General features: G+C 68.6%; 17 protein-coding genes. 5 read left to right on the plus strand and 12 right to left on the minus strand.

What is annotated here, in order from left to right; translation table 11 throughout:
* Positions 1-7: 7 nt before the first annotated feature.
* From AC6LJ9_RS24850 to trxA, 11 genes are all read right to left on the minus strand, one after another.
* Positions 8-1,030, minus strand: a complete 1,023-nt coding sequence (locus tag AC6LJ9_RS24850; protein WP_498149590.1) for a GlxA family transcriptional regulator — start codon at positions 1,028-1,030, stop codon at positions 8-10.
* A gap of 251 nt (positions 1,031-1,281) precedes the next feature.
* Complete coding sequence (locus tag AC6LJ9_RS24855; protein WP_498149591.1) at positions 1,282-2,424, minus strand: FAD-binding oxidoreductase; 1,143 nt, start codon at positions 2,422-2,424, stop codon at positions 1,282-1,284.
* 9 nt (positions 2,425-2,433) lie between these two features.
* Positions 2,434-3,711 (minus strand): aromatic ring-hydroxylating oxygenase subunit alpha, encoded by a 1,278-nt coding sequence (locus AC6LJ9_RS24860; RefSeq protein ID WP_498149592.1) that lies wholly within the window; start codon positions 3,709-3,711, stop codon positions 2,434-2,436.
* Positions 3,712-3,719: 8 nt separating this feature from the next.
* Positions 3,720-4,484, minus strand: a complete 765-nt coding sequence (locus tag AC6LJ9_RS24865; protein WP_498149593.1) for an adenine nucleotide alpha hydrolase family protein — start codon at positions 4,482-4,484, stop codon at positions 3,720-3,722.
* The gene (locus AC6LJ9_RS24870) at positions 4,477-5,598 is read right to left on the minus strand and encodes an FAD-binding protein (protein WP_498149594.1); all 1,122 of its coding nucleotides are present in this window, start codon (positions 5,596-5,598) and stop codon (positions 4,477-4,479) included. The genes AC6LJ9_RS24865 and AC6LJ9_RS24870 overlap by 8 nt, the downstream gene beginning before the upstream one ends.
* A complete protein-coding gene (locus tag AC6LJ9_RS24875; RefSeq protein WP_498149595.1) occupies positions 5,595-7,484 on the minus strand; it encodes a (Fe-S)-binding protein in 1,890 nt (629 codons plus the stop codon). The genes AC6LJ9_RS24870 and AC6LJ9_RS24875 overlap by 4 nt, the downstream gene beginning before the upstream one ends.
* Positions 7,485-7,486: 2 nt before the next feature.
* A complete protein-coding gene (locus AC6LJ9_RS24880; RefSeq protein ID WP_498149596.1) occupies positions 7,487-9,550 on the minus strand; it encodes an oxidoreductase in 2,064 nt (687 codons plus the stop codon).
* 8 nt (positions 9,551-9,558) lie between these two features.
* Positions 9,559-10,083 (minus strand): DUF5943 domain-containing protein, encoded by a 525-nt coding sequence (locus AC6LJ9_RS24885; protein ID WP_498149597.1) that lies wholly within the window; start codon positions 10,081-10,083, stop codon positions 9,559-9,561.
* Positions 10,084-10,093: 10 nt separating this feature from the next.
* Positions 10,094-11,065, minus strand: a complete 972-nt coding sequence (locus AC6LJ9_RS24890; protein WP_498149598.1) for a dipeptidase — start codon at positions 11,063-11,065, stop codon at positions 10,094-10,096.
* Positions 11,066-11,518: 453 nt separating this feature from the next.
* A complete protein-coding gene (gene rho / locus AC6LJ9_RS24895; protein WP_103275359.1) occupies positions 11,519-12,778 on the minus strand; it encodes a transcription termination factor Rho in 1,260 nt (419 codons plus the stop codon).
* Between the two features lie 119 nt (positions 12,779-12,897).
* Positions 12,898-13,224: a thioredoxin TrxA gene (gene trxA / locus AC6LJ9_RS24900; protein ID WP_103275358.1), complete on the minus strand. Its 327-nt coding sequence runs from the start codon at positions 13,222-13,224 to the stop codon at positions 12,898-12,900.
* Positions 13,225-13,526: 302 nt separating this feature from the next.
* On the opposite strand from trxA, the gene parE reads away from it, so the two are divergent.
* The 5 genes from parE to AC6LJ9_RS24925 all read left to right on the plus strand — a co-directional run bounded on the left by parE (position 13,527) and on the right by AC6LJ9_RS24925 (position 20,472).
* On the plus strand, positions 13,527-15,488 hold the full coding sequence (gene parE / locus AC6LJ9_RS24905) for a DNA topoisomerase IV subunit B (RefSeq protein WP_498149599.1): 1,962 nt from the start codon (positions 13,527-13,529) through the stop codon (positions 15,486-15,488).
* Positions 15,488-16,093 (plus strand): YcxB family protein, encoded by a 606-nt coding sequence (locus tag AC6LJ9_RS24910; RefSeq protein WP_498149600.1) that lies wholly within the window; start codon positions 15,488-15,490, stop codon positions 16,091-16,093. The genes parE and AC6LJ9_RS24910 overlap by 1 nt, the downstream gene beginning before the upstream one ends.
* Positions 16,094-16,128: 35 nt before the next feature.
* Complete coding sequence (gene parC, locus AC6LJ9_RS24915) at positions 16,129-18,450, plus strand: DNA topoisomerase IV subunit A (RefSeq protein WP_498149601.1); 2,322 nt, start codon at positions 16,129-16,131, stop codon at positions 18,448-18,450.
* A gap of 181 nt (positions 18,451-18,631) precedes the next feature.
* Positions 18,632-19,252 (plus strand): TetR/AcrR family transcriptional regulator, encoded by a 621-nt coding sequence (locus tag AC6LJ9_RS24920; protein ID WP_498149602.1) that lies wholly within the window; start codon positions 18,632-18,634, stop codon positions 19,250-19,252.
* Positions 19,249-20,472: a DUF418 domain-containing protein gene (locus AC6LJ9_RS24925; RefSeq protein WP_498149603.1), complete on the plus strand. Its 1,224-nt coding sequence runs from the start codon at positions 19,249-19,251 to the stop codon at positions 20,470-20,472. The genes AC6LJ9_RS24920 and AC6LJ9_RS24925 overlap by 4 nt, the downstream gene beginning before the upstream one ends.
* Before the next feature lie 121 nt (positions 20,473-20,593).
* Here AC6LJ9_RS24925 and AC6LJ9_RS24930 read toward each other — a convergent pair whose 3' ends face one another.
* Positions 20,594-21,934 (minus strand): aspartate aminotransferase family protein, encoded by a 1,341-nt coding sequence (locus AC6LJ9_RS24930; protein ID WP_498149604.1) that lies wholly within the window; start codon positions 21,932-21,934, stop codon positions 20,594-20,596.
* Positions 21,935-21,955: the final 21 nt, after the last annotated feature.

Here is a 21,955-nt window from a genome sequence, read left to right on the forward strand (position 1 = left end):
CGCCACGTCAGGCCCGCGCGCGCCGGCGTTCGCTGTTCGGCGGATGTCCGAACTGCGAACGATATGCCTTGCTGAAATGACAGGGCGACTGGAAGCCGCAGGCCACCGTGACGCTCATCACCGACATGTCCGTCTGCAGCAGCAGTTCGCGAGCGCGGCGCAGCCGCAGCCACAGGTAATAGCGGGTGGGCGAGATGTTCAGGTATTTCTTGAACATGCGCTGCAATTGCCGCTGCGACAGCCCCACGCTCTCCGCGATCTGGTCGAAACTCAGCGGGTCTTCGATGTGCGCTTCCATGAGCTGCGCCGTGTTCACCAGTTCGCGCCGGTTGACGCCGATGCGGGCGGCCATCGGGATGTGCTGTTTTTCGGTGGCGCTGCGGATACGGTCCAGGATGAACTGTTCCGACACGCCGGCGGCCACCGCGTCGCCGTAGCGCCGCGCCATGAGATCCAGCATAAGGTAGAGCGGCGCGGTGCCGCCCGAACAGGTGATGCGGTCGCGGTCGGTCACGAACAGGTCCTCGGTGAATGCCACGGCCGAGAATTCCTCTCGTAGCGACGACAGGTTTTCCCAATGCACGGCGCAGCGGTAGCCGTTCATCAGGCCGGCCTTGACCAGCGCATAGCTGCCGGTACAGAGGCTGCCCAGCGTCATGCCCAGGCGCGCCAGCCGCGTCAGCGCCCGGACCAGCGCGCCGTTGATGTGGCGCCTGACCTCGATGCCGCCGCAGACGAACAGGGTCTCCATGGCCGGCGTGTCGTCCAGGCTCGCGGTGGGCGTGATGGGCAGGCCGTTGCTGGCCGTGGCGGGCGCGCCGTCGGGCGTCAGCACCGTCCAGCGATACAGCGGACGCCGGCTGACATAGTTGGCCATCCGCATCGCCTCGATGGCGTTGACGAAGGCGATCATCGAGAAGTCGGGCAGCAGCAGGAAGCCGAAATGGCTGTGCGCCGCGTCGGGCGGATCGGGCTGGACGGGCAGGGGCCGGCTGGAAACCGGGGTGTCCGGATGGGGTTGGGGATGCATGCGTATCGACCTCGTTCAAGGCCAAGCAAACATCCGGCTGGCGTCGCCCTCGCGGGCAGGCGCCGGACCGGGCCTGTTGCCGGCGGGTAAGCGCCGGCAGTCCAGCATGACGACCGAAAGTGCTGCTCAGTATCGGCCGTTATCGCGTTTGCGTGGAGCTGTGCTGCTGTTTCAGGGGGGAAATCAGGGTTGTCCTATCGAAACCGTTCGTGGAAACAGCGCCTGCCTGATGCTTCGCGCGGCGCCAGGGTTCATTTCTCGATGACCAGGTCGCTCAGGGGGCGGCTGCAGCACAGCAGCACCATGCCCTGGTCGATCTCCCGCTGCCGGATGCCGCCCTGATGGCGCATGTCGACCTCGCCGGACAGCAGCCTGACCTTGCAGGTGCCGCACATGCCCTGCGTGCACGAGGACGGCAGCCGCAAGCCGGCGGCGCGCGCGGCGTCCAGCACGGTCTGATCCGCTTCGCAGCTCAGGCTGCGCTGGCTGCGCTCGAACCGCACGGTGAAGCCGGCGCCGGCGGATGGCGCGCGCGCTTCCGGGGCCGGCGCGGGCGGCTGTTCGTCGAAGGAGAAGCTCTCTTCGTGATAGCGGCTCATGTCCAGGCCGGCCTGGGCCAGCATGTCGCGCGCCGCGCGCATATAGGGCGCCGGTCCGCAGGTGAACACGGTGCGATCGAGGAAATCGGGCGCCATGAGCGCCAGCGCGGGCAGGCTCAGCCGGCCGGTCAGCCCGTGCCAGGATGGTCGGCGGCCGAGCTGCTCGCAGACGAAGTGGGCGCGGAAACGCGACAGGTTCGAGGCCAGCAGGCCCAGTTCGCGTTCGAAGATGATGTCGTCGGGCGTGCGGGCGCTGTGGACGAAGACGATGTCGCGGTCGTCGCACAGGTCGCGGTGCGTGCGCGCCATGGACATCAGCGGGGTGATGCCCGAGCCGGCGGACAGGAACAGGTAGCGTTCGGCCGGATGCAGCGCGTTGCTGAAGACGCCCGCCGGCCCCAGCGTCCGCACCGCCATGCCCGCGCTCAGGTGATCGTGCAGCCAGTTCGACACCGGGCCGCCGGGCACGCGCTTGACGGTGATGGACAGCGTGTGCGGCTGGGTCGGCGGCGACGATATCGTGTAGCAGCGGTTCAGCCGCGCGCCGCCGATCTCCAGCTCCAGCGTCAGGAACTGGCCGGGCATGAAGGCGAAGGCGTGGCCGGCCGGCGAGCGGAAGAAGAAGCTCTTGACGTCGTGCGTCTCGGCGCGGACGTGGGTGCACAGCAGCGCCTCTTCGGCTTCGCTGTTCCAGGGCGGAGGCAGGCGCCGCCAGTACTCACGCTGATGCAGAAGCGGGGTGGCGCCGTCGATGGACGGCGCGGCGGCCAGGGCGGCGGTCTGGGGGACGTTCATGGCCGCGCATTATTCCAGGCAGTAGGCCGTCAGCCGGCCGACATACCAGTTGCAGAATTTCTCCACCAGGCCCTCGGCATGGGGAGAGTAGGGGCCGGGCTGGTAGGCCGGGTTGCGCACGCCCTGCTGCGATATCTCGACCAGCGCGCGGTCCTGGCTGTTGGTTGCGCGCCAGACCGCCGTCAGGTTGTCGACGTTGTAATCCTCGTGTTCGCGCGCGTCCTTGTGCACCAGCCAGGTGGTGCGCACCAGCGTCTTCTCGGGCGCGATCGGCAGCACCGAGAAGGCGACGATGTGGTCGCTCATGAAGTGGAACCAGCCGTTGGGTTGCGTCCAGAAAGACAGCCCGCCCAGGTCGGCGCGCTGGAAATTGCCCAGCAGTTTGCGCGAAGCCACCCGACCGTCCAGGGTCTCCGATTCGCCGGCGCGGTCCAGCGGCAGGCGTCGCACGCGGTAGCCGCTGATGCGCTCGTCGAGGCAGTCGAGTTCGGAAGATGGCAGTCCGTCGGCCTGCCATTCGGATTCCAGGCGCTGCGACAGCGCGTCGAAGTCGGCCAGCTGTTGCGCGTTGGCGGCGGAGGGCTGGTAGCCGAAGCCGTATTCGAACAGCGAGATGGTCAGTTCGGGGTGGTTGGCTGCGCAGTGATAGCACTCGCGGTTGTTTTCCATGGTGAGCTTCCAGTTGCCGTCCTCGACGATGTCGATCTGCGCGGCGACCTTGCAGTCGTAAAGATTGTGCGGCAGCAGATAGGGCTCGACTTCGTCGCGCAGCCGTGAGAAGTCGGTCGGCGGCGTGTCCGCCAGGCAGATGAAGAGGATGCCGGCCAGGCTCTGCACATGCACGGGCTTGAGTCCGTGTGCGCGCTTGTCGAAGCCGGCGCCCATGTGCTCGGCATAGGCCAGCTTGCCGTCCAGCGTATAGGTCCACTGGTGATAAGGGCATACCAGGTTGCCGACGGAGCCCTGCTGTTCCTGGCACAGGCGCGAACCGCGATGACGGCAGACGTTGTGGAAGGCGCGGATCTGCCGGTCGTCGTCGCGCACGATGACGACCGAATGGCGGCCGATATCCACGGTGATGTAGTCGCCCGGTTCGGGAATGTCAGGCTCCACCGCGACATGGATCCAGTGGCGGGCGAAGATCGCCTCCATGTCCAGGTCGAAGACCTGCTGGCTGAGGTAGAACGGCGCGTCCAGGCTGTGGCCCGGAACGCGGTTGGCGATCAGGGCGCGCAGGGCGTCGTCCACGCGCGGGCGGGATGTGGAAAGCGGGGCGATGATGTTCATGGTCCACCTCAGTAATCAACCAGGTTGTGAGTGCGCAGATAGGCAAGCACCGCGCGCGCTTTGTCTTCCGGGGTGCCGTGCTGGATGACTTCGCCGCCCCGGCTGGCCATGGCGGTCGCGGCCAGCAGCCGGTCGCGGCCGGAGCGTCGTTCGGGCGCGGCCAGCTTGCGCGGGCGCGCGTCGGCCGGCTCGATGCGCCAGGCGTCGGCCAGCGGCGCGGCCTGGGCGGGAGGCGGCATGGACAGCACGCGTCCGGCGCGTTCCCGCGCATAGGCATAGCGCGGCTCGAACGGTGCGCCGGGATGCACGGCCAGCAGCGCGGGCAGGTCCGTTTCCATGTCGCGGCGCCGGCCCTTGGGCAGGAACTGCCGCGCCCGGACCAAGCCGCCGGCCAGCTCGGCGGACAGCACGTCCGGCAACAGCGGACGGCCCAGGCGGTGCGCCAGCAGATAGGGCAGCAGGCCGCTGCCCATGCCGGATTCGCCGCGGCTGCCGCAGATGACCAGGGTGTAGTCGCGCAGCTGGGCGGCCAGGGGATCCAGCACATCCAGGTCGCGCGGCACGTCGATGGCCTGGACGCAGGGCGCGCCCAGCGCCAGATAGCCGCGCAGCGCGGGCTCGTCCGGATCGCCGGCGTGCAGCACGGCGACGGACGTGCCGCCCAGGCGCCGGGCCAGCGCCAGCGCGGCGCCGTCGTTGCGGCTCCAGCGGACGGCGCCGCTGACGGGATGGCGCCCCAGCGATACCAGGACGGCGATGCGCGGTTCAGCCATGGGGCGTCTCCAGCGGAATGCGCACGGCCTCGCGGGCCCGCGCGACTTCGGCCAGCAGCGCCCGCGTCACGCTGTGCACGTCGTCGATGATGCTCAGGTCGGCGCGCTTGATCAGCGGCGCGCTGGCGTCGAGGTTCACGGCGATCACATGCCGGCAATCCTTGATGCCTTGCAGGTGCTGGACCGCGCCGGAAATGCCGAATGCCAGGTACAGGCTGGCGCTGACGGTCCTGCCGGTGGCGCCGATCTGCTGCGAACGGGGAAAGCGGCCATCGTCCACCGGCACGCGGCTGGCGCCGACGGCGGCGCCGAGCGCCGCCGCCAATGCGTGGAAGCTCTCCAGGTCGCGCACGCCGTTGCCGGCGGAGACGATCAGGTCGGCCTCTTCCAATGCCAGCTCGGCGGCGTCCAGCTTGAAGCGCGCCTGTTCGCGATAGTGCGAGGGCGCCTGCGGCCAGGGGATCTGGCGGCGCACGCCACGGCCAGCCCAGGGCAGGGCGTCGTCGACGGCATCAGCGGCCAGCAGCAGGATGCGCGGCAGGGGGCAGCGGGCGAGCTGAGCCGGGCCCGCCATGCGCAAGGCTTCGCCGGCGTTCAGCGAGACCACGCCCGTTGCCGCCGCGTAGCCGGTGTGCGCCGCCAGGCGCCTGCCCAGGTCGGCGTCGTCGGGATCCTCGTCGGACATGAAGATGTGCAGCGGCGGATCGCCGGCGATTTCCGCCAGCAGGGCGGCCAGGGCAAGATCGGGCGCATGGGCGGCGGGCGCTTGCGCCTGGATCAGCACATCCGCTCCCAGCGTGGCCGGATCGTCGCGGCAATCGCCGAACACCAGCAGGTGCACGGCCGTGTCCGCCTGCGCCAGCAGCGCCGCCGCCGCGACGGCCTGGCGCGCGCCCGCCGACAACGCGCCGCGTTCGCTGTGGGCTACCGCGAGCATGCGGCGCATGGCGGGCGCCTGGCTGCGCAGGGGCTTGGCGGCGCTGGCGTCGCCGGCTTGGGCGGGCGTCGACGCATCGTCGCCGGCCGCGGCGGACTGGCCCAGCACGATGCGCCTCAGGCCCTCGGCGGTGAGCGTGTACGGCCGGCGCGGATTGATCCTGCGTATGGCGTTCATGATGTCTCCAGCGCGTCGGCAACCAGCTCCGCGATGTCGCGCACGTCGGGGCGCGGGCCGACCACGCCCTCCAGCATCGCCGTGCAATTGGGACAGGCGACGACGACGGTGGCCGCGCCGGTTTCGCGCGCGTCGGCGATGCGGATGTCGGGGATGCGGCGCTTGCCGGGGATGTCGGTCAGCGGGGCGCCGCCGCCTCCGCCGCAGCAGCGGCCTTCCAGGCCGTGGCGTGTCATTTCCCGCAGTGGCGCGCCCAGCCGCGCCAGCAGCTCGCGCGGCGCCTCGGTTTCACCGTTGTAGCGGGCCAGGTAGCAGGGGTCGTGGTAGGTCAGGGGCGCGGACGATTCCAGCGGCTTGAGGCGGATGCTGCCTGCTCGGGCCAGGGCGGCCAGCGTGGCGGAATGATGCTCGACGATATAGCGTCCGCCCAGCGCGGGGTACTCGTTGCGCAGGCAGTGCAGCACGTGCGGGTCGGCGGTCACGATGCGCTGGAAGTCCAGGCCGTCGAGCGTATGGATCAACGCGCGCGCCAGTTGCTGGAAGGTGGCCTCGTCGCCCAGGCGGCGCGCCACGTCGCCGGTATCGGTTTCAAGCGCGCCCAGCACCGCGAAGCGCACGCCGCCCGCCTGCAGGGCCCGGACCAGCGCGCGCAGGCTGCGCTGGTAGCGCATGTCGAACGCGCCTTCGCCGGCGATGAGCAGCGCATCCACCGGACGGCCGGGCTGGATCTGTTCCACGCCCAGGTCCACGGCCCAGTGATAGCGCGCGCCCAGGTCGAAGCCGCCCGCCGTGCCGGTCTCGCGCAGATTGGCCAGCGCCTGGGCGGCTTTGCCGGGCGCGGCGCCATGTTCCAGCGTCTGCTGGCGGCGCATGTCGACGATGGCGTCGACATGCTCGATCAGCATCGGGCAGGCCTGCACGCAGGCGCGGCAGGTGGTGCAGGCCCACAGCGTTTCCGGTTCGATCAGCTCGGGCACGATGGGACTCGCCGGCGCGCCGTGGTGGCGACCGACGGGCAGGCCGGGCGAGGGACTGCCCGCATAGCCGGCGTCGGTGCCGCCGGCCATGCCCACGACCAGGTCCTGGATCAGCTTCTTGGGATTGAGCGGCTGGCCGGCGGCATAGGCGGGACAGGCGGCTTCGCACTTGCCGCACTGCACGCAGGCGTCGAAGCTCAGCAACTGCTGCCAGCTGAAGGCCGCCGGCGTGCCGGCGCCCAGCGTCTCGCCGTCCAGCGGCAGCGGGCGCAACGCCGCGAGCTGGCCGCGTGGCGCGCCGCTGAAGCGTTCGGGACGAGGATGGAAGGCCAGGTGCAGCAGGCCGGCAAGCGCGTGCTTCATCGGGCCGCCGCGAGCCAGTCCCACGGTCAGCTCCCAGGCGCCCACCGCCAGCAGCGCTGTGGTGGCCAGGCCGGTCAGCCCCGCCAGCCACGTGGCGGGCAGCGCGCCCAGCAGCAACAGGCCCAGCGCCAGCGCCCCGAGCATCCACGGCAGCCGGTTCCACAGGCCGCGCGACAGGCGCGCGGGCGGATGGCGGCGGCGCAGCCAGACGAAGGCCAGGCCGGTCAGCATGACGAGCGCGGCCAGCGCGATGGCCATGTCCAGGGCCTGCCAATACAGCGCCAGACCGTAGTTCAGCGCCACCAGCAGCATGGCCGCCACCGCCGCGCCCGCCGTGGCGATGTGGGTGCGCGCGATGTAGGGGTCGCGCGCGACGACATGGTGCAGATCGATGAAGTAGCGCTTGGGCACGGCGAGCAGGTCCAGCCAGCGGATGGGAGCGCTGCGCCCGGCGCGCCAGAGCGAGGCGCGGCGCAGCGTGCCCGCGCCGATGCCCAGCACGGCAAGCCAGAACAGTCCGGTGATGAGGTTGGGAAAGGCGGCCATGGTCAGAAGTCCTTGCACAGGCGCAGCGAGTCGTAGATGGCGCCGTGGATGTTGTGCATCGATACGCAGTCGCCGACGCGGAACAGCAGAAAGCGTCCGCCGCCGGTCGGCTCGGCCAGGGCCGGTTGCGGTTCGGCCGCGTACAGGGCGTGGATGTCGGTCTGTCCCAGGTTGGCGGACTGCGCCTTGAGCGCGCCGTACAGCGCGTCGTTCGGGGTGATGCCGTTTTCGATGACGATCTGGTCGACCTCGCGTTCCTCGCGCTCGTCGGTGTATTCGTTGCGCAGCAGCGCGATGCGCTTGTCGCCTTCGGCGCTGACGCGCTCCAGCCAGGTATTGGGCGTCAGCAAGACCTGTTGCGCGTAGAGCCTGCGGTAGAAAATGGGGAAGGTGGTGCCGCCCACGCTTTCGGAGACCTTGGTGTCCGGCGTCACCACTTCGACCAATCCGCCGCGGCTGGCGATGTAGTCGGCCACCCCCGCGCCCGCGTGGGTGCTGACGCCGTCATAGACCAGCACGCGCCTGGCAGGCTCGACGCGGCCCGCCAGCACGTCCCAGGCGCTGACGGCCAGGCCGTCGGCCACGCCCCAGGCCGGCAGGTGGTGCACATGGCTGCGTCCGCCGGTGGCCAGCACCACGATGTCGGGATCCAGCGCGCGCACGTCGTCCGCGCTGGCGGCCTGTCCCAGCCGGCAGTCGATGCCCAGGCGCTTGATCTCCAGGTCGAACCAGCGGACGATGCCCGCCATCTGCTCGCGCTGCGGCGCCCTGGCGGCCAGCAGGATCTGCCCGCCCAGCGCGGCGTTGCTTTCCAGCAGCACCACCTCATGGCCGCGTTCGGCGCTGACGCGCGCCGCCTCCATGCCCGCCGGCCCGGCGCCCACCACCACGATCCGGCGGCGCCTGCCGCGGGTCGGCGCGATGCGGTGCGGCATGGTGGTCTCGCGCGTGGTGGCGGCGTTCTGCACACAGAGCACGTCCAGGCCGTCGTACTGGCGGTCGATGCAGTAGTTGGCGCCGACGCACTGCTTGATCTCGTCCTCGCGGCCGTCGCGGATTTTCACGACCATGTGCGGGTCGGCGATCTGCGCCCGCGTCATGCCGACGAGGTCGGCCGCTCCGCTGGCCAGCACGCGTTCGGCCTGGTTGGCGTCGCGGATGCTCTGCGCATGCATGACGGGGATCTTCACCACCGACTTGATGCCCGCCGACAGGTGCACGAAGGGCTCGGGCGGCAGCGCCATCGGCGGCATGCAGTTGGCCAGCGTGTTGTGCGTGTCGGCGCCCGAGCCGATCACGCTCAGGTAGTCGATCAGGCCGGTCTCGGCCATGGCCTGGGCGATTTCCTTGAGCATGTCGTGATTCAGGCCGTCCTCGTGGAATTCGTCGCCACACATGCGCAGGCCCACGCAGAAATCCTTGCCGACGGCCTCGCGCACCGCCTGCAGCACCTGCACGCCGAAGCGCAGGCGGTTCTCCAGACAGCCGCCGTACTCGTCGGAGCGGAAGTTGGTGCGCGGGCTCCAGAACTGGTCGATCAGGTGCTGGTGGGCGGCCGATATCTCGATGCCGTCCATGCCGGCCGCCTGCACGCGGCGCGCCGCCGCCGCGAAGTCGGCGATGATGCGGCGGATCTCCTCGGGTTCTATCGTCTTGGCGTTGCCCTGGTGCACCGGTTCACGCACGCCTGACGGGCTGACCAGGTGCGGCCAATGCTCGCCATGCCAGGACGAGCGCCGTCCCATGTGGGTCGCCTGGATCATGATGCGCGCGCCGTGACGGTGCATGGCGTCGGCCAGGCGGGCCAGCGGCTCGATGACGCGGTCGGTGGACAGGTTGACCGAGCGCCACCAGCCTTGCGGGCTGTCTGGCGACACGACGCTGGAGCCGCCACAGATGGCCAGCCCCAGGCCGCCCTTGGCCTTTTCCTCGTAGTAGCGCAGGTAGCGCTCGCCGGGCAGACCGTGCTCGTCGGCGATGACTTCGGCGTGCGCCGTGCTGACGATGCGGTTGCGCAGCACGACCTGGTTCAGGGTGATGGGCGTAAACAGGCGTGAATAGCGCATGGCCGGCCTCAGGCGTCGACGGGACGAACGATGAACTCGCAGCGCTCATGGCCCTGCGAACCGCAGCGGTGTTCGGCGCATTGGGCGCGCGCCGGTCGGCCGTGCTGGTCGCTCAGCCAGTCCATCGCGCCCGCGAACCAGCCCGTGTACATGTAGCAGAGCAGGCCTGCCGTCCCGGGCTGGGCCAGCACGAAGGCGGAGTGGCGCAGCGTGATGCGCGCGCGGGTGCGGGCGGGGTCGATCTCGTCCAGCGCGAAGATTCCCCAGCCGCGTTGCGACAGGCGCCGCAGATAGTGCTCGTAGACCGGCACGCCGGTGATCTTGTGGCGGCGCGATTCCTGTTCACACCAGTAATAGGCGGACTTGTGGCCGGCGGGATACAGCAGGGCGGCGTAGGCCTCCCTGCCCAGCACGTTCTCGGCCGCCAGGTGGTTGTTCATGAAGAAATGGCGCGGCACGTACAGCATGGGCAGGCCATCGGTGCTCCAGATGCCCGTTTGCTCGTCGACATCGATGGGCAGGGTCGGTTGCATGGCGGGCTCCTTATCGATCCCAGACATTGCCGAATACGCGCAGCCAGTTCTCGCCGATGGCCTTGCGGATGCGGACGTCGCTCCAGCCCGCGCGCTGCATGGCGTCGGTCAGGTTCGGCAGTTCGCCGATGCTGCGGATGCCGGCGGGATTCTGGATGGGGCCGAAGTCGGTCAGGCGGCGGTGACGGCCCTTGTCGTGGGTGAGCCAGTCGAAGAAGGGCTGCCCGTAGCCCTGCGTGAAGTCCGTGCCGATGCCCACGTTGTCCTCGCCGACGATGGCGCTGACGTAGTCGATGGCCTCGACATAGTCGTCCACGGTGGCATCGATGCCGCGCTTGAGGAAGGGCGGGAACATGGTCACGCCGACGAAGCCGCCGCGCTCGGCGATGAAGCGCAGCTGCTCGTCGCTCTTGTTGCGCGGGTGCGCCTTCAGGCCCGAGGGCAGGCAGTGCGAATAGCAGACCGGGCGCTTGGACGCGAGGATGGCTTCCTCTGAAGTCTTGGCGCCGACATGCGACAGGTCCACCATGATGCCGACGCGGTTCATTTCGGCGATGACTTCGCGGCCGTAGCCGGACAGGCCGCCGTCGCGTTCGTAGCAGCCGGTGCCGATCAGGTTCTGCGTGTTGTAGCAAAGCTGGACGACGCGCACGCCCATGTCGGCGAAGGCTTCAATGTTGCCCAGGCGGTCCTCGAAGGCGTGGGCGTTCTGGAAGCCCAGGATGATGCCGATCCGGCCCTCGGCCTTGGCGCGGCGGATGTCGTGGACGCTGCGCACCAGCGTCAGCAGGTCCTCGTTCTGGCGAATCAGCTGCTTCATCGCGGCGACGTTATCCACCGTCTGGGCAAAGCCTTCCCAGACCGATACCGTGCAGTTGGCCGCGCTCAGGCCCGCGCGGCGCATGTCCTCGAATACGGACCGGTCCCATTTGGAAATGATGAGGCCGTCGATGACGACGCTCTCCCGATGCAGGGCGTTCATGATGAAGTCTCCGTTGTGGGATCGCGGCATACATGGCGCCGCGTCCTGTGACCGGGCACCAGGGAGGTGCCAGGCGGGTTTTTTGGAGCATTCTTCTCTGAAGGCGGGATCCGCTGTTTCCCCGGCCGGACGCTATCTTGTCCAAATACGACATGGACGGCTGTCGTCGAGCGACAAGCGTCGGCCGTGCGGGAAGCTGAAAGGGAAACGGCGCGGGATCGGTCGGGATCCGCGAGGTCGGCTCAAGGCGGTGGATGCGTCGTCGCGCGGGCTGGCCGGGCATGGGGATGCCGGCGCGGCGCATGGTCGGGCGGGCCGCGATCGACTGCGCGATCGGCAGGACGACAAGACTGGGGGGGAGGGGCAGGCCGCGCGCGGCGGCCTGGGTGCTGCGGTTGCGGACAGGCGTGGCCTGTCCGCGGCTGGCGGCGCGCGGCGCCGCCAGGGACTGACTTACTTCTTCTTCATCATGTCGAAGAATTCGGCATTGGTCTTGGTGACGCGCATCTTGTCCAGGATGAATTCCATGGACTGCACTTCGTCCATGTCGTGGATGAACTTGCGCAGCACCCAGACCTTCTGCAGCAGGTCCGGCGCGATCAGCAGCTCTTCGCGGCGGGTGCCGGACTTGTTCAGGTTGATGGCCGGGTAGACGCGCTTTTCAGCCAGGCGACGCTCGAGGTGGACTTCGGAGTTGCCGGTGCCCTTGAATTCCTCGTAGATCACTTCGTCCATGCGGCTGCCGGTTTCGATCAGCGCGGTGCCCAGGATGGTCAGCGAACCGCCTTCCTCGAGATTGCGGGCGGCGCCGAAGAAGCGCTTCGGGCGCTGCAGGGCGTTGGCGTCCACGCCACCGGTCAGCACCTTGCCGGAGGCCGGCACGACGGTGTTGTAGGCACGGGCCAGGCGGGTGATCGAGTCCAGCAGGATCACCACGTCCTTCTTCATTTCGACCAGGCGCTTGGCCTTTTCGATGACCATTTCAGCCACTTGCACGTGGCGGGTGGCCGGCTCGTCGAAGGTCGAGGCCACGACTTCGCCGCGCACCGTGCGCTGCATTTCCGTCACTTCCTCGGGACGCTCGTCCACCAGCAGCACGATCATGACCGCGTCGGGATAGTTGGTGGTGATGGCGTGCGCGATGTGCTGCATCATCACCGTCTTGCCGGACTTGGGGCTGGCGACGATCAGGCCGCGCTGGCCCATGCCGATGGGGGCGAAGACGTCCAGGATGCGGCCGGTGAGGTTTTCCTCGCTCTTGATGTCGCGTTCCAGGCGCATGGTCCGGTTCGGATGCAGCGGCGTCAGGTTCTCGAACATGATGCGATGCTTGATCGCCTCGGGCGCCACGCCGTTGACCTTGTCCACCTTGACCAGGGCGAAATAGCGTTCGCCATCCTTGGGCGTGCGGACTTCGCCTTCGATCGAGTCGCCGGTATGCAGGTTGAAGCGGCGGATCTGCGACGGCGAGATGTAGATGTCGTCCGTGCTGGCCAGGTAGGAGGTCTCGGGCGAGCGCAGGAAACCGAAGCCATCGGGCAGGACTTCAAGCACGCCGTCGCCAAAGATCTGCTCGCCCTGTTTGGCGCGCCGTTTCATGATGGCGAACATCAGTTCCTGCTTGCGCAGGCGGTTGGCGTTCTCGATTTCCAGGCCAGCGGCCATTTCCAGCAACTGCGAGACGTGCAGCGCCTTCAGTTCGTTGAGGTGCATCGCGGTGAGTGGTGGGGGAATGTAAAGGAGGGGTTTGTCGGCGCGCCACGGACGGGCTCGCGCGTATTTCTTTGAAGGACGCCGCCGCCTGGGCGGCGCCTTCGGTTACAGCACGCAGTTTACAACGCGCCGTCCAGGAATGCGGTAAGTTGCGACTTCGACAGCGCGCCAACCTTGGTGGCGGCGGCCTGGCCGTCCTTGAAGAGCATCAGGGTGGGGATGCCACGGATGCCGTACTTGGCGGCGGTGCCCTGGTTGTCGTCCACGTTCAGCTTGGCGACCGTCAGGCGGCCAGCGTATTCGGCGGCGACTTCTTCCAGGATCGGGGCGATCATCTTGCAGGGGCCGCACCAGGCAGCCCAGTAGTCCACCAGCACCGGCTGGCCGGACTTCAACACATCGGCCTCGAAGCTGGCGTCACTGACGTTCTTGATTTGGTCGCTCATGATGGTGATTCTCTGTTCCGCGGCAGAGGGCGCGAAAAAGGGGACGTGCCATGCCGTTGTTCTAGTTTGTAATGGATTAAAGCATACCACTGTCGATAACAACAGGGTTTGCGGCTTTTGTGTAGGATGTTGCGGCGCGGCGGCCGTGGTCCTGCAGAAAAATGGCCGGACAGGGCCGCCGCCATGACTGTCATCCTACCGAATATGGGGCTGCTCAGGTCCTGCGCATCCCACCGGGAGCCGCGCGGAATCTGGGCTTGTCCGTAAAATGTCGGTTTTTTTCCACAGATGTTGGGGATAACTTGGCCACTCCACGTTACAACGAGGCGTCCATCCGCGTCCTGAAGGGGCTGGAACCCGTGCGCCAGCGCCCGGGCATGTACACCCGCACCGAGAACCCGCTGCACGTCGTGCAGGAGGTGATCGACAACGCCGCCGACGAGGCGCTGGCCGGCTACGGCAAACAGATACAAGTCACGCTGCACACCGATGGCAGCGTATCCGTCGAGGACGACGGCCGCGGCATACCCGTGGGATTGCACCCGGAAGAAAACGCGCCGGTGGTTGAACTGGTGTTCACCCGCCTGCACGCCGGCGGCAAGTTCGACAAGCAGGGCGGAGGCGCCTATGCATTCTCCGGCGGCCTGCACGGCGTGGGCGTGTCCGTCACCAACGCGCTGGCGACCCGGCTGGAAGTCGTGGTCTGGCGCGACGGCAGCGTGAACCGCTTGGTGTTCAAGGACGGCGAAGTCGCCGAGCCGCTGGCGCCGTATGCCGAAGGCGGACGCAAGAAGTCCGGCACCCGCGTGCGCGTCTGGCCCGACACCAAATACTTCGACAGCCCCGCGATTCCGCTGGGCGAGCTGACGCACCTGCTGCGCAGCAAGGCTGTGCTGCTGCCGGGCGTGAAGGTCATGCTGGTTAACGAGAAGACCGGCGACACCAAGACCTGGCAGTACCAGGACGGCCTGCGCGGCTACCTGGCCGAAGCGTTGGCCGGCGCCGAGCTGATGGTGCCCTTCTTCGAGGGCGCGCAGTACGCCGGCGCCGACCACGAGAACTTCGCGGAAGGCGAGGGCGCGCAGTGGGTGGTGGCCTGGACCGAGGACGGCAACGCCGTGCGCGAGTCCTATGTGAACCTGATCCCCACGCCGGCTGGCGGCACCCACGAATCGGGTCTGCGCGAAGGCCTGTTCGGCGCGGTCAAGAGCTTCGCCGAGCTGCACAGCCTGCTGCCCAAGGGCGTCAAGCTGCTGCCCGAGGACGTGTTCGCGCGCGCCAGCTTCGTGCTGTCGGCCAAGGTGCTGGATCCGCAGTTCCAGGGCCAGATCAAGGAACGGCTGAACAGCCGCGACGCCGTGCGCCTGGTGGGCGGATTTTCCAAGAGCGCGCTGGATCTCTGGCTGCACAGCAATGTCGAGTACGGCAAGAAGCTGGCCGAGCTGGCGATCCGCCAGGCGCAGGCGCGCCAGCGTTCGGCGCAGAAGGTCGAGAAGCGCAAGAGTTCCGGCGTGGCCGTGCTGCCCGGCAAGCTGACCGATTGCGAAGCCAGCGACGCGGCGCGCACCGAGGTCTTCCTGGTCGAGGGCGACTCGGCCGGTGGTTCGGCCAAGATGGGCCGCGACAAGGAATTCCAGGCCATCCTGCCGCTGCGCGGCAAGGTGCTCAATTCCTGGGAAGTGGACCGCGATCGCCTGTTCGCCAACAACGAAATCCATGACATCTCGGTGGCCATCGGCGTCGATCCGCACGGCCCGAACGACACGCCCGACCTGTCCGGGCTGCGCTACGGCCGCATCTGCATCCTGTCGGACGCGGACGTCGACGGCTCGCACATCCAGGTGCTGCTGCTGACGCTGTTCTACAAGCACTTCCCCAAGCTGGTCGAAGCCGGCAACGTCTACGTCGCCAAGCCGCCGCTGTTCCGCCTGGACGTGCCGGCGCAGGGCAAGCGCCCGGCGCGCAAGATCTACTGCCTGGACGACGGCGAGCTGGAAGCCGCGCAGGACAAGCTGCGCAAGGAAGGCGTGCGCGAAGGCGCCTGGGCGGTCAGCCGCTTCAAGGGCTTGGGCGAAATGAATCCCGAGCAGCTCTGGGAAACCACCATGAACCCGGACACGCGCCGCCTGCTGCCGGTGGGCTATGGCGACCAGTCGCCGGAAGACACCACGCGCATGTTCGACATGCTGATGGGCAAGGGGGAATCCTCGCAACGCCGCGCCTGGATCGAAGAGAAGGGCAACCTGGCGGAGCTCGACATCTGATGACGCAAGTCGCGCCCGCGTCCGCCGTCATGGAAATCGACCTGCGGGCCGATGACTATGCCGACTTCGTCGCCTACATGTACAAGCGGCCCGAAATGCGCGGCCGTCGCATGCGCTCGCATCTGCGCTTCGCCGTGCTGATGGTGGTGGCGTTGCTGGCCTACACGGCATGGAGCGCCTGGGGGCCGGGCGGCCCGGACTGGAGCGCGGTCCTGCCCGCCTATTTCCAGGGGCTGGCGGTGGGCCTGGGCGTTCTGGTCCTGCTGGCGCTGGCCTACGAATTCGTGCTGCCCGCCTTGGTGAAGGCCAATACGCGGCGCATGCTGCGGCGCCAGCCCGATGAGATGTTCCTGGGCGGCCATCGCCTGGAATTCGGCGCCGACGGCATCGATGACGCCACCGCCACGGCTTCGGGCCGCATGGACTGGAGCAACGTCAGCCGCGTCGAGGAAACGCCCGAACACCTGTATGTGGTCCTGGGCACGCTGCAAGGCGTGATCATCCCCAAGCGCGGGCAGGACGCCGGCACGCTGGAGGCCGTGCGCGCGCAATTCCGCGCGCATGTGGCCGACGCGAAGCTGGCCGTGTCCGCGCCGGCGCAATGACGCCGTTCCGATGAAATTGTCTACCTGAATACATCATGACCGACAGCAATCAACCTGGTCTTTTCGACGCTTCCTCGCCCGGCGATGGCGACGCCGCCATCACACTGGCGCGCTATGCCGAGCAGGCCTATCTGGACTATGCCGTGTCCGTGGTGCGCGGCCGGGCGCTGCCCGACGTGGGCGACGGCCAGAAGCCGGTGCAGCGCCGCATCCTGTTCGCCATGCAGGCCATGGGCCTGGCGGCGGGCGCCAAGCCCGTCAAGTCCGCGCGCGTCGTGGGCGACGTGCTGGGTAAGTATCACCCGCACGGCGACCAGGCCGCGTATGACGCGATGGTGCGCATGGCGCAGGATTTCTCGCTGCGCTATCCGTTGATCGACGGCCAGGGCAACTTCGGCTCGCGCGACGGCGACAACGCGGCGGCGATGCGCTACACGGAAGCCCGCCTCACGCCGATCGCCAAGCTGCTGCTGGACGAACTGGACGAAGGCACGGTCGATTTCGTGCCCAACTACGACGGCAGCCAGGAAGAGCCGCAGATGCTGCCGGCGCGCCTGCCGGTGATGCTGCTGAACGGCGCCTCCGGCATCGCCGTGGGCATGGCCACCGAAATCCCGCCGCACAACCTGCGCGAAGTGGCGCAGGCCTGCGTGACGCTGATCAAGCAGCCGCAGCTGACCGACGCCGAGCTGTATGGCCTGGTGCCCGGCCCCGACTTCGCCGGCGGCGGCCAGATCATCACGCCGGCCGCCGACATCGCCCAGATCTATTCGACCGGCCGCGGCTCGCTCAAGGTGCGCGCGCGCTGGCAGTTCGAGGAAATGGCGCGCGGCCAGTGGCAGCTGGTGGTGACCGAGCTGCCGCCCGGCACGTCCGGCCAGAAGGTGCTCGAAGAGATCGAGGAAATCACCAATCCCAAGGTCAAGACCGGCAAGAAGAGCCTGACGCCTGAGCAGACCCAGTCCAAGGCCGTCATGCTGAACCTGCTGGACGCCGTGCGCGACGAATCCGGCAAGGACGCCGCCGTGCGCCTGGTGTTCGAGCCCAAGACCTCGCGCGTGGACCGCGACGAATTCGTCAATACGCTGCTGGCGCAGACCAGCATGGAAAGCAGCGCCTCGGTCAACCTGGTCTGCATCGGCACCGACGGCCGTCCGCGCCAGAAGGGCCTGCGCGACATCCTGACCGAATGGCTGGCGTTCCGCACCCAGACTGTGACGCGCCGCACGCGCTTCCGCCTGGACAAGGTCATCGACCGCATCCACGTGCTGGAAGGCCGGATGGTGGTCTACCTGAACGTGGACGAAGTCATCCAGACCATCCGCGAATCCGACGAGCCGCGCGCTGCGCTGATGGAGCGCTTCAAGCTGACCGAGCGCCAGGCCGACGACATCCTGGAAATGCGCCTGCGCCAGCTGGCCCGCCTGGAAGGGATCAAGATCGAGCAGGAACTGGCCGGCAAGCGCGAAGAGCAGGTTCGCCTGCAGGAACTGCTGGACAATCCGACCTCGCTCAAGCGCCTGCTGGTCAAGGAAATCGAGGCCGACGCCAAGCAATACGGCGACGACCGTCGCACGCTGATCGAGACGGCCGAGCGCGCCGTGCTGGAAACCAAGGTGCTGGACGAGCCGGTGACCGTGATCGTGTCGCAGAAGGGCTGGCTGCGCGCGCGCCAGGGTCACGGCCACGATGCCTCGCAATTCGGTTTCAAGCAGGGCGACGACCTGTACGGCGCCTTCGAATGCCGCACCACCGACACGCTGATCGCGGTGGGCGACAACGGCCGCGTCCACTCCGTAGCCGTGTCGGGCCTGCCTTCGGCGCGCGGCGACGGCCAGCCGATCACCACCATGATCGACCTGGAAAGCGGTTCGCGCATCGTGCACATGATCGCGGCGGCGGCCGATTCGCGCTGGCTGCTGGCCACGCGCGGCGGCTACGGCTTCGCGGCCAGGTTCTCGGACATGTTCAGCCGCCAGCGCGCCGGCAAGCAGTTCATCACACTGGAAGCCGGCGACGAGTTGCTGCGGCCGGTGCCGCTGTTCGACGGCGCGACGCAGCTGGCGCTGCTGTCGCACAAGGGCAAGTTCCTGGTGTTTGGCCTGGACGAGGTCAAGAGCCTGTCGGGTGGCGGCCGCGGCACCATCCTGATGGGGCTGGACACCGCCGACAAGCTGGACCAGGCCGTGCCGATCGGCGCGGCCGGGTTGCGCGCCGCGGGCGTGTACCGCAACAAGCACACCGAGGACATCCTGGCCGGCGCGGCGCTCACGCCCTACGTGGGCAAGCGCGCGCGCAAGGGCCGGCAGCTGGACGTGCGTCCGAAGCAGCCGGTGCTGTCCCCGGTGCTGGGCTGAGCGTTCGGGGCGTGCCCCCGGGAAGTACCAAATCCCGCGCCGGCCTGGCGCGGGATTTTTCTTTTGGGGGCCTGTGCGCCGGGGCGGTTCGTCCATGGCCGAAGGGGCGGCATTTCCCCATTGACGAAGGCATGCGACTTGGTTTTTAATTAATAGACTGATTTGTCTATTAATTGTTCACATGCGCAAAGTCGACCCCATCAAGCAGCAGGAGCGCCGCCGCCACATCCTGGAGGCGGCCGCGCATTGTTTCGCGGAGCATGGCTTCCACGGCACTTCGACCGCCCAGATCTGCGAGCGCGCGGGCATGAGCCCGGGCAACCTGTTCCACTACTACCGCAGCAAGGCCGACATCGTCGAGGCCCTGATCGCGGCGGATACCGAGACCACGAGGGAAGTCATCCAGGCGGCCTGCGCTTCGCCCGACGCCCGCGCCGCGGCGCGCGGCTGGGTGGCCGAGCAGGTGCTGCTGTACCTGGATCCGTCCTATGTGCGCCTGGGCATGGAAGTGCTGGCCGAGGCGGTGCGCAATCCCGCGGTGCATGCGCTGGTCATCGCCAATGAGGCCGAGCGCAAGCAGGGCCTGACGGCGATGCTGGCATCGGCCTGGGGCAAGGCGCGCGGCGAAGCGCCGCCGCAGCCCCCGGATGAAATGGCCGACATGATCCTGTTGCTGCTGGACGGCATTTTCAGCCGCCGCGTGGTCGATCCCGGGTTTGACTCCAAGGCCGGCCGCCGTTTGCTCGAGAGCGCGCTGGCCCGTTATCTGCCGTCCGAAACCGCCGCCGGAGGCCGCAAATGAGTGCCGTCCCGGTCGTGGCCAGACCCGCCCGGCTGCAGCAGGTGGATGCGCTTCGGGGCTTCGCGCTGTTCGGCATCCTGGTCGTCAATATCGGCGTGTTCGCCTCGCCGTACTACGGCAGCGGCGTGGTCGATCCCGCGTTCGGACGCCCGCTGGATCTCGCGGCCAGCTGGGTCTTCGGCCTGCTGTTCGAGACCAAGTTCTATCTGCTGTTCTCGTTCCTGTTCGGCTACAGCTTCACCCTGCAGATGGCGGCTGCCGAGCGCAGCCAGGCGGCCTTCCTGCCACGCTTCCTGCGGCGGTTGGCGGGCCTGGCCGTGCTTGGCGCGGCGCATGCCGTGCTGTTCTACCACGGCGACATCCTGCTGACCTACGCCATCCTGGGCCTGCTGCTGCTTTGCTGCCGCAACCTTGAGCCCGCCCGCGCGTTGCGCCTGGCGCTGTGGCTCATCGGGCTCGCCTCGGCCGCCTGGGCGGTGCTGGCCGGTTTGAGCTTGCTGGACCCGCCGGGCCCGGAGGTCGCGGCGCAAGCGCAGGCCGACGTGCTCTCCGCCCTGCAAGCCTACCGGGGCACGGTCGGTTCCGTGATCGGGCAGCATGCGAAGGAGCTGGTCGAGTACGTCTGGGTCGTGCTGCTGCTGGTGCAGGGGCCTTACGCCTTCGCCATGTTCCTGGTGGGCTACGCGCTGGGACGGCGGCAGGCGCTGGAAGATCCGTGGCGCCAGCCGCGCGCGCTGGGACTGTTGCTGGCGCTGGGCCTGCTGCCGGGCCTGGCCGGCGCGGCTTTCTATGCCTGGTGCGCGTTGCCTTCGGTGGCCGGGCCGTCCTGGGAATTGCCGGGCCTGGCCGTGGGCCTGTTCACGTCGCCGCTGCTGACCATGAGCTACGCCTGCGCCTTCCTGTTGATGCTGCGGTCCCGCATGGGCGCGCGGATCTCGGCGTGGCTGGCGCCGGCGGGCCGGATGGCGTTGACCAACTACCTGATGCAGTCCGTGGTCTGCGCGCTGGTGTTCACGGCCTGGGGCGCGCGCCAGATGGGCCTGTGGTCGCCGCTGGAGGCCGGCGGGCTGGCGCTGGTGATTTTCCTGGCGCAGACGGCGGCGTCGGCCTGGTGGATGCGCCTTCATGCCTACGGGCCGGTGGAGTGGTTCCTGCGCGCGCTGACGGTGGGCGCTTGGCCGCAATGGCGCCGGACGCCGGATGGCCGCAGCGCGGCTTGAGCGGCGGAGGTAACGCTGATGGCCAGCGGGGCGCCGGAATGGCGCCCCGTTTCGTTGTCGCTGCCGCCGAGCCTGCCTGCCAGGCGTGCCCGTGGCCGGATCCGCCGCTGGCCGTCCGCGCTCAGCCGCGCGCCTGCGCGATCGCGGCGTCGATTGCCCCGGCCAAGCGTTCCGTCAGCTGGTCGAGCTCGTCGTCCGAGACGATGAAGGGCGGGGCCAGCAGTACATGGTCGCCATGGCGGCCGTCGATGGTGCCGCCCATCGGATAGACCATCAGGCCGCGCGCCATGGCCTCGCGCTTGACGCGGGCGTGCAGCGACAGCGCCGGATCGAAGGTCTGCTTGCTGGCGCGGTCGGTGACGAGCTCCAGGCCCATGAACAAGCCGCGGCCGCGGATGTCGCCCACATGCGGATGATCGCCGAACGCCTGTTCCAGGCGCTGGCGCAAGCCGGCGCCTTGCGCGCGCACGCGCTCGAGCAGGCCGTCGCGCCGGATGACCTGCTGCACCGCCAGCGCGGCGGCGCAGGCGGTGGCGTGGCCCAGATAGGTGTGGCCGTGCTGGAAGAAGCCCGAACCCTGTTCGATGGCGCGCACGATGCGTTCCTGCGCCATGACCGCGCCGATCGGCTGGTAGCCGCCGCCCAGGCCCTTGGCGATGGTGATGAGGTCGGGCGTGAGGCCTTCCTGCTCCACCGCATACAGCGTGCCGCTGCGCCCCATGCCGCACATGACCTCATCGGCGATCAGCAGCACGCCATGGCGGTCGCAGACTTCGCGGACGCGGCGGAAATACGTGGACACGGCCGGGACCGCGCCCAGGGTGGCGCCGACCACCGGCTCGGCCACGAAGGCCATGACGCTGTCCGGTCCCAGCCGCTGGAAGGTCTGTTCCAGCTCGTCCGCCAGGCGCGCCGCGTATTGCTCCTCGCTTTCGCCCTCGCGCTGGTCACGATAGGCATAGCAGGGCGAGACATGCTCGACCTCGATCAGCAAGGGGGCGAACTGCGCCCGCCGCCAGGCGTTGCCGCCGACTGCCAGCGCCCCCAGCGTGTTGCCGTGATAGCTCTGGCGGCGCGCGACGATATGGCGGCGGCCGGGCTGTCCGATTTCCACGTAGTACTGGCGCGCCATCTTCAGCGCGGCCTCGATGGCTTCCGAGCCGCCGGAGACGAAATAGGCGTGCGACGTGCCGGCGGGGGCGTCCTCGACCAGCATGGCGGCCAGCGATTCGGCGGCCTCGGTGGTGAAGAAGCTGGTGTGCGCGTAGGCCAGCGCGTCGATCTGCGCATGCATGGCGGCCAGCACGTCCGGGTGGTTGTGCCCCAGGCAGGACACCGCCGCGCCGCCCGAGCCGTCCAGGTAGGCGCGGCCGGATTGGTCGTACAGCCAGGCGCCCTGGCCGCGCACGGCGACGGGGGGCGTGGCGCGCAGGGAGCGATGGAAAACTCGGGAGCGGGTCATGGCGCAGGTTCCGGACAAGGT

It is taken from the genome of Achromobacter sp. 1011811831 (assembly GCF_059760905.1).